The following is a 13,472-nucleotide window of genomic DNA, read 5'->3' as shown; positions in this document are numbered from 1 at the left end:
CCTCAAAGGCGGCTTTTTATTTGAAACACTTACGCTTGCGGCCGCATGTGCGGGAACAGGATCACGTCGCGGATCGACGGAGAGTTGGTCAGCAGCATCACCAGACGGTCGATACCGATGCCTTCACCCGCCGTTGGCGGCATGCCGTACTCCAGCGCACGAACGAAGTCGGCGTCGTAGTGCATGGCTTCGTCGTCGCCGGCGTCCTTGTCGGCCACCTGGGCCATGAAGCGCTCGGCCTGGTCTTCCGCGTCGTTCAACTCGGAGTAGGCGTTGGCGATTTCACGACCACCGATGAACAGCTCGAAACGGTCCGTGACGTTCGGGTTGTCGTCATTGCGACGGGCCAGCGGCGACACTTCGAACGGGTACTGGGTAATGAAGTGCGGCTGCTCCAGCTTGTGCTCGACCAGCTCTTCGAAAATCATCACCTGCAGCTTGCCCAGGCCTTCGAAGCCCAGCACCTTGGCGCCGGCCTTCTTGGCGATGGCGCGAGCCTTGTCGATGTCGTTCAGGTCATCGGCGGTCAGCTCGGGGTTGTACTTGAGGATCGAGTCGAATACCGACAGACGCACGAACGGCTCGCCGAAGTGGAACACCTTGTCGCCGTACGGCACGTCGGTGCTGCCCAGGACCAGCTGCGCCAGTTCGCGGAACAGTTCTTCGGTCAGGTCCATGTTGTCTTCGTAGTCGGCGTAGGCCTGGTAGAACTCCAACATGGTGAATTCAGGGTTGTGACGAGTCGAAACGCCTTCGTTACGGAAGTTGCGGTTGATCTCGAACACTTTCTCGAAGCCGCCGACAACGAGGCGCTTGAGGTACAGCTCAGGCGCGATACGCAGGAACATTTCCATGTCCAGCGCGTTGTGGTGGGTTTCGAACGGCTTGGCTGCCGCTCCGCCCGGAATGGTCTGCAGCATCGGCGTTTCCACTTCCAGGAAGTCACGCTTCATCAGGAAGCTGCGGATGTGGGCGATGACTTGCGAACGCACACGGAAGGTCTGGCGCACGTCTTCGTTGACGATCAGGTCAACGTAACGCTGACGGTAGCGTTGTTCGGTGTCGGTCAGGCCGTGGTGCTTGTCCGGCAGCGGGCGCAGGGATTTGGTCAGCAGGCGCACGCTGGTCATTTCGACGTACAGGTCGCCCTTGCCGGAACGGGCCAGGGTGCCTTCGGCGGCGATGATGTCGCCCATGTCCCAGGTTTTCACCGCGGCCAGGGTTTCTTCGGAGAGGGTCTTGCGGTTGACGTAGACCTGGATACGCCCGGTCATGTCCTGGATCACCATGAACGAGCCACGGTTGAGCATGATGCGACCGGCAACCTTGACCGGGATCGCAGCCTCTGCCAGCTCTTCCTTGGTCTTGTCCGCGTACTGTTTCTGCAGTTGTTCGCAGTAGTTTTCGCGACGGAAGTCGTTCGGGAAGGCGTTGCCCTTGGCGCGCTCGGCAGCAAGCTTTTCCTTGCGCAGGGCGATCAGGGAGTTTTCTTCCTGTTGCAGGGCTTGCGGGTCGAGTTCTAGGTCGCTCATGTCTTTAAATATTCCATCAGGTTCGTTGCCCCCGGGCCCTGCGGCCCGGGGATTGCTCAGCAGGGACTAGGCGTCCCCCTGAGCTCCTACAGGGATCATCTTGTATTGCGTGTTTTACAGCCCGGACTTCAGGCTCGCTTCCAGGTATTCGTCGATGTCGCCATCGAGCACCTTGTCGCAGTCGCTGCGTTCGATGTTGGTGCGCAGATCCTTGATCCGCGAGGCATCGAGCACGTACGAACGGATCTGGTGACCCCAGCCGATATCGGACTTGGTGTCTTCCAGCGCCTGGGACGCCGCGTTGCGCTTTTGCATTTCCTGCTCGTACAACTTGGCCCGCAGCATTTTCATGGCGGTGTCTTTGTTGGCGTGCTGGGAACGTTCGTTCTGGCAGCTGACCACGGTGTTGGTCGGTACGTGGGTGATACGTACGGCCGAGTCGGTGGTGTTTACGTGCTGACCACCGGCACCGGAGGAACGATAGGTGTCGATCCGCAAGTCTGCCGGGTTGATTTCGATTTCCACCTTGTCATCGATCTCTGGCGAGACGAACACCGCGGAAAACGAGGTGTGGCGACGGTTGCCGGAGTCGAACGGGCTCTTGCGCACCAGGCGGTGCACGCCGATCTCGGTGCGCAACCAGCCAAAGGCGTATTCACCCTTGATGTGCACGGTCGCGCCCTTGATCCCGGCGACTTCACCGGCGGACAGTTCCATGATGGTGGCGTCGAAGCCGCGTTTGTCGGCCCAGCGCAGGTACATGCGCAACAGGATGTTGGCCCAGTCCTGGGCTTCGGTGCCGCCGGAACCGGCCTGGATGTCCAGGTAGGCGTTGTTCGGGTCCATTTCGTGGCTGAACATACGGCGGAATTCCAGCTTGGCCAGACTTTCCTCGAGACGGGCCAGCTCGGCGACGACATCGCCCACTGCGCCTTCGTCATTCTCTTCGACGGCCATGTCCAGCAGGTCGCGGCAATCGGCCAGACCGGTGTTCAGCTCGTCGAGGGTATCGACGATCTGCGCCAGCGCAGCGCGCTCGCGGCCCAGTTCCTGGGCGTATTCAGGTTTGTTCCAGACACTCGGATCTTCAAGCTCGCGATTGACTTCGGTCAGACGCTCATGCTTTTGATCGTAGTCAAAGATACCCCCGAATAGTTTCGGAGCGCTCGGACAGGTCCTTGATGGTGTTCAGGATCGGGTTGATTTCCATGACGGGCAGCACTCGTTGGCGAACTTTTGAAAGCCGGCGAGTATACCGTAATCAAGCGGCCCCGGCAGCCCGCATGGCGGGTTTACCGGCGAATGGTTTTGGGAGTCACGGCGAGCACTTGTAGGAGCTGCCGAAGGCTGCGATCTTGCTTTAACGGCGAAGATCAAAAGATCGCAGCCTTCGGCAGCTCCTGCAGAGCGTGGTATTTCACCAGATCACCCGACCCCCACCTGATTACGCCCATTGTTCTTCGCCGAATACAGCCCCTTGTCCGCCGCCAGGATCAGGTCGCGGCAGTTGCTGCCCGCTTTCGGCGTGATGGTCGACAGGCCGATGCTGATGGTCAGGCTCGAACCTTCGGTGGGCGAGTTATGCGGGATCTTCAGGGCCGCCACGGTCTGGCGCAGCTTCTCGGCCACCAGTCGGGCTCCGCCCTGGGAGGTATTGGGCAGCACCAGGGCGAACTCTTCGCCGCCGTAGCGGGCCGGCAGGTCCGAAGGTCGGGCACTGGCATCCTTGATCGCCGCGGCGACCTTGCGCAGGGCTTCATCGCCCTCCAGATGACCGAAGCTGTCGTTGTAGGCCTTGAAATAGTCCACGTCGATCATCAGCAACGACAACTGGCTCTGCTCACGCAACGAACGGCGCCACTCCAGTTCCATGTATTCGTCGAAGTGCCGACGATTCGACAACCCCGTCAGGCCATCGGAGTTCATCAGGCGTTGCAGCACCAGGTTGGTGTCGAGCAGTTGTTGCTGGCTGACCCGCAACGCGCGGTACGCCGCGTCCCGTTGCAGCAGGGTCATGTAGGAGCGCGAGTGATAGCGGATGCGCGCGACCAGTTCGATGTTGTCCGGCAGCTTGACCAGATAATCGTTGGCCCCGGCGGCAAAGGCCGCGCTCTTGATCAACGGGTCTTCCTTGGTCGACAGGACGATGATCGGAATATCCTTGGTCGCCGGGTGATTGCGGTACTCGCGCACCAGGCTCAGGCCGTCGAGGCCGGGCATGACCAGATCCTGCAGGATCACAGTCGGCTTGATGCGCACCGCGTGGGCAATGGCCTGGTGCGGGTCGGCGCAGAAGTGAAAATCGATGTTCTCTTCGTTCGACAGGCCGCGACGCACGGCTTCGCCGATCATGGCCTGATCGTCCACCAGCAACACCATGGCGGCGTTTTCGTCGGTCTTGAAGTCGTCGAGTTGTAATTCAGTCATGTGCGGTCACCTGAGTACTACCTGAGCCAGGAATGAGGAAAAAGGTGCTCATTTGGCGAAAATCTCCAGCAATCGTGGCGCTATCTTGTCCAGCGGGCGAATCTCCACGGCAGCGTCGATGGCGGCGGCCGCCTTCGGCATGCCGTACACCGCACTGCTGCCCTGGTCTTGTGCGATGGTCAGGTAGCCCTGTTGGCGCATGAGTTTAAGCCCTTGGGCGCCATCACGCCCCATGCCGGTGAGCAAAACCCCCACGGCATCGCCATTCCAGTAACTGGCCACGCTCTCGAAGAACACATCGATGGATGGCCGGTAGATCTCGTTGACCGGTTCGGCGGTGTAGGCCAGCGTGCCGTTTTTCAGCAAACGAATATGGTGATTGGTGCCGGCCAACAGTACCGTGCCGCTTTGCGGCGGCTCGCCTTCCTGGGCCAGGCGCACGTCGAGGCCGCTGGCGCTGCCGAGCCATTCAGCCATGCCGGCGGCAAACACCTGGTCAACATGCTGCACGAGCACGATCGCCGGAGAGAAATCACGCGGCAGCCCCTTGAGCAAGACCTCCAGCGCTGCCGGCCCGCCAGCGGATGAGCCAATGGCGATCAGGCTTTGGCGTGAGCCCGAGCGGTGCAATGGCGCCGTCGTCAGGCGCGGGCGATTGCCCTTGTCGCCGATCAGCCAGCTAATATTCAAGATCTTGCGCAACAACGGCGCGGCCGCTTCCTGGGCATTGCCGGCACCGACCGCCGGAGTATCGACTACGTCCAGCGCACCGTGGCCCATGGCCTCGAACACCCGGTGCACGTTCTGCTGGCGATCCACTGTGACGATGACAATGGCACAGGGAGTCTCGGCCATGATCCGCCGCGTGGCCTCGACACCGTCCATCACCGGCATGATCAGGTCCATCAGAATCAGGTCCGGGGTGTCCAGCGCGCACTGGCGCACCGCTTCGGCACCATTGCCGGCGACCCAGACCACCTCGTGGGCCGGCTCGAATGCCAGGGCGCGGCGCAGGGCCTCCACCGCCATGGGCATGTCGTTGACGATTGCGATCCTCATGCCCGCGCTCCTCCAATGAGCTCGACCACTGCATCGAGCAAGGCGTCATCATGAAAACTGGCCTTGGCTAGATAATAGTCGGCCCCGGCATCCAGTCCACGGCGCCGGTCTTCTTCACGATCCTTGTAGGACACCACCATCACCGGCAGCGATTGCAGGCGATTGTCCCGACGCAACAGCGTGACCAGTTCGATACCGTCCATGCGCGGCATATCAATGTCGGTGATTAGCAGATCGAAATCCTCCGAACGCAGCGCGTTCCAGCCATCCATGCCGTCCACCGCAACCGCCACGTCGTAGCCGCGATTGAGCAACAGCTTGCGCTGCAACTCTCGCACGGTCAGGGAATCATCCACCACCAGAATTCGTTTGCGGGCCGCCTCGACCACCTGATTGCTGTGACGGGCAATGCGCTCCAGGCGACCGGTGTTGAGCAGCTTCTCCACTGAACGCAGCATGTCTTCGACATCGACGATCAGCACCACCGAACCGTCGTCGAGCAAGGCCCCGGCGGAGATGTCCTGCACCTTGCCCAGACGCTCATCCAGCGGCAGTACCACCAAGGTCCGCTCACCGATAAACCGCTCCACGGCCACGCCGTAGATCGCATCGCGCTCGCGAATCACCACGACTTTCAGGGTTTGCCCGCTGTTCTGGCTGGCCGGGCGTTGCAACAACTGACTGGCCGCCACCAGGCCGACATGCCGACCTTCGTGCCAGAAATGCTGGCGACCTTCGACCTGCACGATATCCGCCGGCTCCAGGTCGCACATGCGCTCAATGTGCGCCAGCGGGAAGGCATAGGCTTCGTCGCCGACTTCCACCACCAGGCTGCGCACCACCGACAGGGTCAGCGGCACCTCAAGGTGGAACCGGCTGCCCTCGCCCGCCGTCTGCTCCAGCACCACCGCGCCGCGCAACTGCCGGACCATGTGCTGCACCGCATCCAGGCCGACGCCGCGACCGGACACTTCAGTGACCGTGTCGCGCAGACTGAAACCGGGCAGGAACAGGAACGTCAGCAGCTCCTCTTCGCTCAACTGCGCAGCGGTTTGCACGGGCGACAGACTTCGTTCAACGATGCTGCGACGGACCTTTTCCAGGTCCACGCCGTTACCGTCATCGCTCAGCTCAAGCACCAGCAAACCGGCCTGATGGGAGGCGCGCAGGCGAATCAAACCTTCAGCCGGCTTGCCCGCCAGCAATCGCTGCTCCGGGGTTTCGATGCCGTGATCGACGGCGTTGCGCAACAGGTGAGTCAGCGGCGCTTCAAGCTTTTCCAGTACGTCGCGATCGACCTGAGTCTTTTCGCCTTCAATTTCCAGGCGCACCTGCTTGCCCAGGTCGCGCCCCAGATCCCGGACCATCCGCACCTGCCCGGTCAACACATCGGCGAACGGCCGCATGCGACAAGCCAGCGCCGTGTCGTACAACACCTGCGCCCGCTGGCTGGCATGCCAGGCGAACTCGTCGAGTTCGGCATTCTTTTCCATGAGCAGTTGCTGTGATTGCGCGAGCAAACGCCGCGCATCCTCAAGGGCTTCCCGGGCCTCCAGGCTCAAGGCGTGGTCCTTGAGATGCACATTGAGATTCTCCAGTGCGCGCAGGCTGTTGCTCTGCATGCGCTTGAGTCGCTGCATGGTCGCCAGGTGCGGTTTGAGCCGCAGGGTTTCCACCAGGGATTTGCTCGACAGATCGAGCAGGCTGTTCAGGCGCTCGGCGGTGACACGCAGCACACGTTCGCCGTTTTCAGTGGTGCGTTTGGTCTTGCGCGGAGCCGGCGCCGATGACGCTTCGACGGCAGGCGTCGGCGGCTCGATCCTGGGCGCGGGTGGTTCAAGCTGAAGTTCGGCCATCACCGGCGCGGCAGGCGCAACCCGCGGAGCCGCCGGGTCCAGCAACCGCGCCATCAACGCCACGTAGGCCTCGATGTCCGCAGCCTCCGGGTTGTTGTTCGGCGTGGCGATGCGCATCAGCAAATCGGTGCCTTGCAGCAACGCATCGATGTGCTCGGGGCGCAGCAACAGGCGGCCTTCCTGGGCGCTGACCAGGCAATCTTCCATCACATGGGAGACGCTGACCCCGGCGTCGACACCGACGATCCGCGCCGCGCCCTTGAGCGAGTGCGCCGCACGCATGCACGATTCAAGTTGATCGGCCTGGGTCGGATCGCGCTCAAGCGCCAGCAGGCCGGCGCTCAAGACCTGGGTCTGGGCTTCGGCCTCCAGGCTGAACAGCTCCAGCAAAGAGGCGTCGCGCATTTGCTCGGGGGTCATGTAAGGCTCCGGGTCACGGCGGACAGCAGCTGTTCTTCATCCAGCCAGCGCAGGCTGCGACCTTTGAATTGCAACACGCCACGGGTGTATTTGGCGCTGGCCTGGGTACCCGAGCGCGATGCGGCATCGAGGGTGCGCTCGTCGATGGCGTGAATCCCGTCGACTTCGTCCACCGGCACCACCACCGGTCCACCATCGGCGGCGATGATCAGCATGCGCGGCATGACCCGCGCACCGGTGGCCACGCTGCTGGCGCCGTCGAGCCCCAGCAGCTCCACCAGCGACAGGCAGGCGACCAGTGCGCCTCGCACATTCGCCACGCCAAGCAAGGCCCGGGAACGTTGATGCGGCAAAGAGTGAATCGCTTGCAGCGGCGCCACCTCGACCAGACTACGGGTCGCAAGCCCCAGCCACTCTTCACCCAGACGGAACATCAACAGCGAGCGGGTTTTCACCTCGCTCTCAACCGCGACGGACACAGTCCCGCGATCTTCCTGCAGCAATGCATAACGATCGAGCAAGCGTGTAGCGGCCGCCGAATACACCGCACAATTGCGGCAATGAATATGGTCGCTGAGCAGCGGGCAGGACTTGTCGCCGTGGATACCGATGCGATTCCAGCAATCGTCGATGGCCTGGGCATCCCGGGTGACGCTAAAGGTGTCGGCGGCGATCATCGTTTACGCTCACTGTCGGCGGCGCGTGCGCTGCGGGCGGCACGCTCCTGCAATCGTCTGGCTCCCATCGCGTCGCCCTGGGCCTGCAGCAACCCGGCCAGGTGCATCAACGCTTCAGGATGTTGCGGTTCGAGGTACAACGCCTTGCGATAGAAACCCTGGGCTTCCAGGGTATTGCCGGCCACATCGCTGAGCAGTCCCAGCCAGTAAAAGACCTGGGCCACCGGCTCATGACTGCGCAAGTAGCTTTCACACGCTGCTCGCGCCTCGGCGCTTTTGCCTTCATCGGCCAGCACGGCGATATTGGCCAGCAGCGCGGCAGTGTCGGAGCCAGAGTTGGCAGGCGCCGGCCGCAGCGGCGCAACCTGGGCAAACGGACGGCTGCGCACTGGCGCAGGCGGTGGATTGCGCAACGGTTGCGGCACTGGCAGCGGTGCAGGAACGAATACCGGCAAGGGATCAGGGTCCGCAGTCCCCTGTCGACTGAACGCAAAGGACTGCGGGATCCCGATCGAGCGCATCCCCAAACGCCCCAGCAGACTGCCTTCGGCCGGTCCGATAAACAGCACGCCGTCAACGTGGGTCAGGCACTTGAGCACTTCGAAGACTTGCTTCTGGGTCGGCTGGTCGAAATAGATCAGCAGGTTGCGACAAAACACGAAATCGAAGGGCGGCTCACCGGCCAGCAAGGCCGGGTCCAGCAGGTTGCCGACCTGCAGGCGCACCTGCTCGAGCACCCGCTGATCGAGGCGATAGCTCTCGCCTTCGGCGATGAAATGGCGATCGCGAAACGCAATGTCGTCCCCCCGGAAGGAATTCTTGCCGTACAACGCACGCCGGGCTTTTTCCACTGACAACGGGCTGACGTCCAGGCCGTCGACCTTGAACTGGTGCGGTTTGAGCCCGGCATCGAGCAACGCCATGGCGATCGAGTACGGTTCTTCGCCGGTGGAGCACGGCAGGCTGAGAATCCGCAATGCACGCAGGTTGTTGATCTCGGCCAGACGCTTGCTCGCGAGTTTAGCCAGGGTGACGAAGGACTCCGGGTAGCGAAAGAACCAGGTTTCCGGAACGATCACCGCTTCGATCAACGCCTGCTGCTCGTCCCGCGAGCCCAGCAGGGTGCGCCAATATTCATCGGCCGACACGGCTTGCGCAACGATGCTGCGCTGGCGCACCGCTCGCTCGATGATCGCCGGCCCTACCGAGGTCACGTCGAGCCCGATGGTTTCCTTGAGGAAGTCGAAAAAACGCTGGTCGCTGTTCATGGCCGCTCCTGCAGCAGTGCCGGATCCATTGGCGGCGAGGGGAACAACAAGGCGCGTACCTGATCGTCCAGCAGATCGCCGACCCGAACCCATTGCAACAAGCCCTGCTCGTCCTTGCGCACCGGCCCGAGGTAAGGCGTCTGGCGATTGTCCAGGCCGTAGGGCTGAAAATCCGCCGGATCGCAGCGCAGGGTGTCAGTCGCCTGTTCGAGGATCAGCCCGAGCAGCTGGGTCTCGGCGGTTTCGTCCGGGCGATAGTTGACCAGCACCAGTCGCGTGCTGGTACGGGCCTGTGCAGGCGTGCCAAAGGTCAGTGCGCTCAAGTCGATCACCGGCACCACCGCGCCCCGATAGGCGAATACCCCGGCGACCCAGCCGGGAGCATGGGGAATTGGCTTTAACGGCAGGCGCGGCAGCACTTCAGCCACTTCGACAGCCTTCAAGGCATAGCGCTCGTTGCCGATGCGAAACACCAGAAACAAGGCATGCAGCGCCTGCTTCACGACAGAGCGTTTGGCCGTGATTTCGCTCATCAGACTTTGAATCGCGAAACGCCGCTGCGCAGCCCGACGGCCACCTGGCTCAGCTCATCGATGGCGAAACTGGCCTGGCGCAGAGACTCGACAGTCTGACTGCTGGCATCACCCAACTGAACTAGCGCGTGGTTGATCTGCTCGGCACCGGTGGCCTGGGCCTGCATGCCTTCGTTGACCATCAACACCCGCGGCGCCAGCGCCTGGACCTGATGGATGATCTGCGACAACTGCTCGCCGACCTGCTGCACCTCGGACATGCCACGACGCACCTCCTCGGAAAACTTGTCCATGCCCATGACCCCGGCCGATACCGCCGACTGGATCTCGCGCACCATTTGCTCGATGTCGTAGGTGGCCACGGCCGTCTGGTCCGCCAGGCGCCGCACTTCGGTGGCGACCACGGCAAAGCCGCGTCCGTATTCCCCGGCCTTCTCGGCCTCGATGGCGGCGTTGAGCGACAGCAGGTTGGTCTGGTCGGCGACCTTGACAATGGTCACCACCACCTGATTGATGTTGCCGGCCTTCTCGTTGAGGATCGCCAGCTTGGCGTTGACCAGATCGGCCGCGCCCATCACCGAGTGCATGGTTTCTTCCATGCGCGCCAGGCCTTGCTGACCGGAACCGGCAGCCACGGAAGCCTGGTCGGCGGCGGTGGAGACCTCGGTCATGGTGCGCACCAGATCCCGGGAAGTGGCGGCGATCTCACGGGAGGTCGCACCAATTTCCGTGGTGGTGGCGGCGGTTTCGGTGGCGGTGGCTTGTTGCTGCTTGGACGTCGCGGCGATCTCGGTCACCGACGTGGTCACCTGCACCGACGAACGCTGGGCCTGGGACACCAGAGAAGTGAGCTCGGTCATCATGTCGTTGAAACCGGTCTCTACCGCGCCGAATTCGTCCTTGCGTTCCAGGTTCAGGCGGCTGCTGAGGTCGCCAGTGCGCATGATTTCGAGGATTTTCACGATGCGGTTCATCGGCGCCATGATGGCGCGCATCAGCAACAGGCCGCAGAGACCGGCGGCCAGCACCGCGATCACCAGGGAAATGCCCATGATGACTTTGGCGGTGACCACCGCATCATCAATGGCCGCGATTTCTGTGTCCGCCACGGTCTTGTTATGACGCAGGATGTCATTGACCTTCATTCGACCCGCTGCCCAGGTCGGGGTCAGTTCACTGTTGAACATGTTGACGGCCGCGGCGCTCTGGTTGCGTTTATGCAACTCGATCACCGCGGCCAGAATCCGGTGGTAGTCGTCATGAAGTTTTTCGAACGCTGCGAAATCGACCCTGTCTTCTTCGTCGCCCATCGTTGCACGGTAGAGGTCCATCTGCTCTTTCAACCGATCAGCGAAGCCCTTGAAGTTCGCGGCATCCTCGGCAGTGAAACTCTGCCCCTCCTCCAGGCCGAGAATGGCCTGAATGCGCACATAACTGTCGGACCACGCGCCACGAATCATCGAACTGTAATACAACCCTGGCAGAGCATCCTCACGCACGCTGGCCTCGCTGTTTTCGATCGTCAACAGCCGGGAGTACGAGACGACCACCATCAACAACATGATGGCGATAATTACCGCAAAGCTCGCCAAAATGCGTTGGCGTAACGTCCAGTTCTTCACAGTCATTCCTCGGGGCCGATTCGAAATGCGGGGAGTATAGCCGAGGGCGGTGTTTCATTTATAAGACGGATGCGCACCGCTTCTCATCCCGTCAAAAAAAGGCGGGACGGGTACCAGGGTGATTGGGCAGAAAAGGGGCGGTGGTGTGGCTGAAAACGCCATCGCGAGCAGGCTCGCTCCCATATTGAATCTCTGGTGTATGCAGAATCTGCGATCACTGAAGACTTGATGTGGGAGCGAGCCTGCTCGCGAATGCAGCCTGAAGGTTTACAGGGAGGCCTGGCGAACCTGCTTTTCCAGCTCGGCCTTCAACCCCGGCTCCAGCTTGAGCTGCCGCGCCAGCTCGTCGAGGTAAGCCTTCTCCATGAAGTTTTCCTCGTCCACCATCATCACGCTGGCGATGTACATCTCGGCGGCGATTTCCGGAGAGAGGGCGGCGCGGGCGACATCGCTCGGGTCCAGCGGCTTGTTGAGCTCGGCGTGCAGCCAGTGTTGCAGTTCCCGGTCGCTGTCGAGCCGGGTGAATTCGCCTTCGATCAAGGCGCGCTCACGTTCATCGACATGACCGTCAGCCTTGGCCGCGGCCACCAGCGCCTTGAGAATCGCCTGACTGTGCAGCTCGACTTGCGCGGCCGGTACGCGGTCCAGGGTTTGCGGTTCCGTAGCGGCTGCATCGCCCTGCTGCGCCTGCCAGTTACCGTAGGCTTTATAAGCCAGCACGCCCAGCGCGGCGAGACCACCGTAGACCGCGACCTTGCCCCCGACTTTACGGGCCTTTTTGCTGCCGAGCAGCAAACCCATTGCACCTGCCGCCAATGCCCCGCCACTCGCACCGGAGAGCAAACTGCCGAGGGCGCTGGTGCCACCGCTCGCGCCCTTTTGCTGCGGGCTGCCGGCCTTGTTCTGCAACAGGTCCTGGCCGGACTTGAGTAGTTGATCGAGCAATCCACGGGTGTTCATTTACCGCCTCCAAAAGACGTTTAACCTGAAACCAAGACCACCAGCCTAAAACGAAAGTGCCCCCGCCCCATGGGCGAGAGTGCTTCCAGATGTTGCATGCCTCAGCGCCCATTGCCGCTTGCGACGGCCTATCAAAAAAAAAGATATACACTCTCGCCAATCGATAAAAACAGCCCACCGGGTGCTTTCCCATGATGACCTTGCGTCAGATCCGTCACTTCATCGCCGTGGCCGAGACCGGCTCGATCTCGGCCGCCGCGCAAACCGCATTCATTTCCCAGTCAACCCTGACCCTGGCGATCCAGCAACTGGAGGAGGAAATCGGCGTCAGCCTGTTCAGCCGCCACGCCAAGGGCATGACCCTGACCCACCAGGGGCATCAGTTCCTGCGTCAGGCGCACTTGATCCTGGCCACGGTGGATAATGCCAAGCGCAGCCTGCAACAGAGCACCGACCAGGTTGCCGGGCAACTGATCGTCGGCGTGACCAGCCTGGTGGCCGGTTATTACCTGGCGGATCTGCTCACCCGTTTCCAGCGCGCCTACCCCAACGTGGAAATCCGCGTGATGGAAGACGAGCGCCCGTACATCGAGCATTTGCTGGTCAGCGGCGAGATCGATGTCGGCGTGTTGATCCTCTCCAACCTCGAAGACCGCCACGCCCTGCAGACCGAAGTCCTGACCCACTCGCCGCACCGGCTATGGCTGCCAGCCCAGCACCCGCTGCTCGAACACGACAGCATCAACCTCGCCGACGTGGCCCGCGAGCCATTGATTCAACTGAACGTCGATGAAATGGACCGCAACGCCCAACGCATGTGGTCGGCCGCCTCCCTGCAACCGCGCATCACCCTGCGCACGGCCTCCACCGAAGCGGTGCGAAGCCTGGTGGCCGCCGGTTTGGGCGTGTCGATCCAGCCTGACATGACCTATCGCCCGTGGTCACTGGAGGGTGACATCATCGAAGCGCGACCGATCGCCGACCTCAGCCAGACCCTGGATGTCGGCCTGGCCTGGCGTCGCGGCACCGCGCGACCGGCGCTGGTGGACCCGTTCCTGACGGTCGCCCGCGAACAACCCCACGGCGGGCGTAAGCCATCTATTTAATCGAACGCCACC

At 62.1% G+C, this 13,472-nt stretch carries 11 protein-coding genes; 1 reads left to right on the top strand and 10 read right to left on the bottom strand.

Annotation, left to right across the window (positions count from 1 at the left end; genetic code table 11):
* Positions 1 to 29 precede the first annotated feature (29 nt).
* From lysS to AB4O40_RS23065, 10 genes are all read right to left on the bottom strand, one after another.
* The gene (gene lysS, locus AB4O40_RS23110) at positions 30 to 1,532 is read right to left on the bottom strand and encodes a lysine--tRNA ligase (RefSeq protein ID WP_056721048.1); all 1,503 of its coding nucleotides are present in this window, start codon (positions 1,530 to 1,532) and stop codon (positions 30 to 32) included.
* Between the two features lie 114 nt (positions 1,533 to 1,646).
* Positions 1,647 to 2,742, bottom strand: a protein-coding gene (gene prfB / locus AB4O40_RS23105; RefSeq protein WP_109790603.1) for a peptide chain release factor 2 whose coding sequence is annotated in 2 segments (ribosomal slippage) — positions 1,647 to 2,669 and positions 2,671 to 2,742 — 1,095 coding nt in all. Because the reading frame shifts where the segments join, the coding sequence is not laid out codon by codon here.
* A 215-nt stretch (positions 2,743 to 2,957) separates the two neighbouring features.
* Complete coding sequence (locus tag AB4O40_RS23100; protein ID WP_056721050.1) at positions 2,958 to 3,959, bottom strand: response regulator; 1,002 nt, start codon at positions 3,957 to 3,959, stop codon at positions 2,958 to 2,960.
* 48 nt (positions 3,960 to 4,007) lie between these two features.
* Entirely contained in the window at positions 4,008 to 5,018 is a 1,011-nt protein-coding gene (gene cheB / locus AB4O40_RS23095) for a chemotaxis response regulator protein-glutamate methylesterase (protein WP_223542176.1), read from the bottom strand.
* Positions 5,015 to 7,294, bottom strand: a complete 2,280-nt coding sequence (locus tag AB4O40_RS23090) for a response regulator (protein ID WP_460057887.1) — start codon at positions 7,292 to 7,294, stop codon at positions 5,015 to 5,017. Before AB4O40_RS23090 ends, cheB begins: the two co-directional genes overlap by 4 nt.
* The gene (locus AB4O40_RS23085) at positions 7,291 to 7,971 is read right to left on the bottom strand and encodes a chemotaxis protein CheW (protein ID WP_223542177.1); all 681 of its coding nucleotides are present in this window, start codon (positions 7,969 to 7,971) and stop codon (positions 7,291 to 7,293) included. The genes AB4O40_RS23090 and AB4O40_RS23085 overlap by 4 nt, the downstream gene beginning before the upstream one ends.
* A complete protein-coding gene (locus AB4O40_RS23080; RefSeq protein ID WP_056721057.1) occupies positions 7,968 to 9,239 on the bottom strand; it encodes a CheR family methyltransferase in 1,272 nt (423 codons plus the stop codon). The genes AB4O40_RS23085 and AB4O40_RS23080 overlap by 4 nt, the downstream gene beginning before the upstream one ends.
* Entirely contained in the window at positions 9,236 to 9,772 is a 537-nt protein-coding gene (locus tag AB4O40_RS23075) for a chemotaxis protein CheW (RefSeq protein WP_056721059.1), read from the bottom strand. The genes AB4O40_RS23080 and AB4O40_RS23075 overlap by 4 nt, the downstream gene beginning before the upstream one ends.
* On the bottom strand, positions 9,772 to 11,394 hold the full coding sequence (locus AB4O40_RS23070) for a methyl-accepting chemotaxis protein (RefSeq protein WP_056721061.1): 1,623 nt from the start codon (positions 11,392 to 11,394) through the stop codon (positions 9,772 to 9,774). Before AB4O40_RS23070 ends, AB4O40_RS23075 begins: the two co-directional genes overlap by 1 nt.
* A gap of 267 nt (positions 11,395 to 11,661) precedes the next feature.
* On the bottom strand, positions 11,662 to 12,354 hold the full coding sequence (locus AB4O40_RS23065) for a tellurite resistance TerB family protein (RefSeq protein ID WP_056721062.1): 693 nt from the start codon (positions 12,352 to 12,354) through the stop codon (positions 11,662 to 11,664).
* Between the two features lie 191 nt (positions 12,355 to 12,545).
* Between AB4O40_RS23065 and AB4O40_RS23060 the strand changes: the two genes are divergently transcribed.
* On the top strand, positions 12,546 to 13,460 hold the full coding sequence (locus tag AB4O40_RS23060) for a LysR family transcriptional regulator (RefSeq protein WP_007975056.1): 915 nt from the start codon (positions 12,546 to 12,548) through the stop codon (positions 13,458 to 13,460).
* Positions 13,461 to 13,472 lie beyond the last annotated feature (12 nt).

The sequence above is a fragment of the Pseudomonas sp. S2_F07 genome (assembly GCF_054668325.1).
This window is presented reverse-complemented; position numbering and strand designations above follow the sequence as displayed.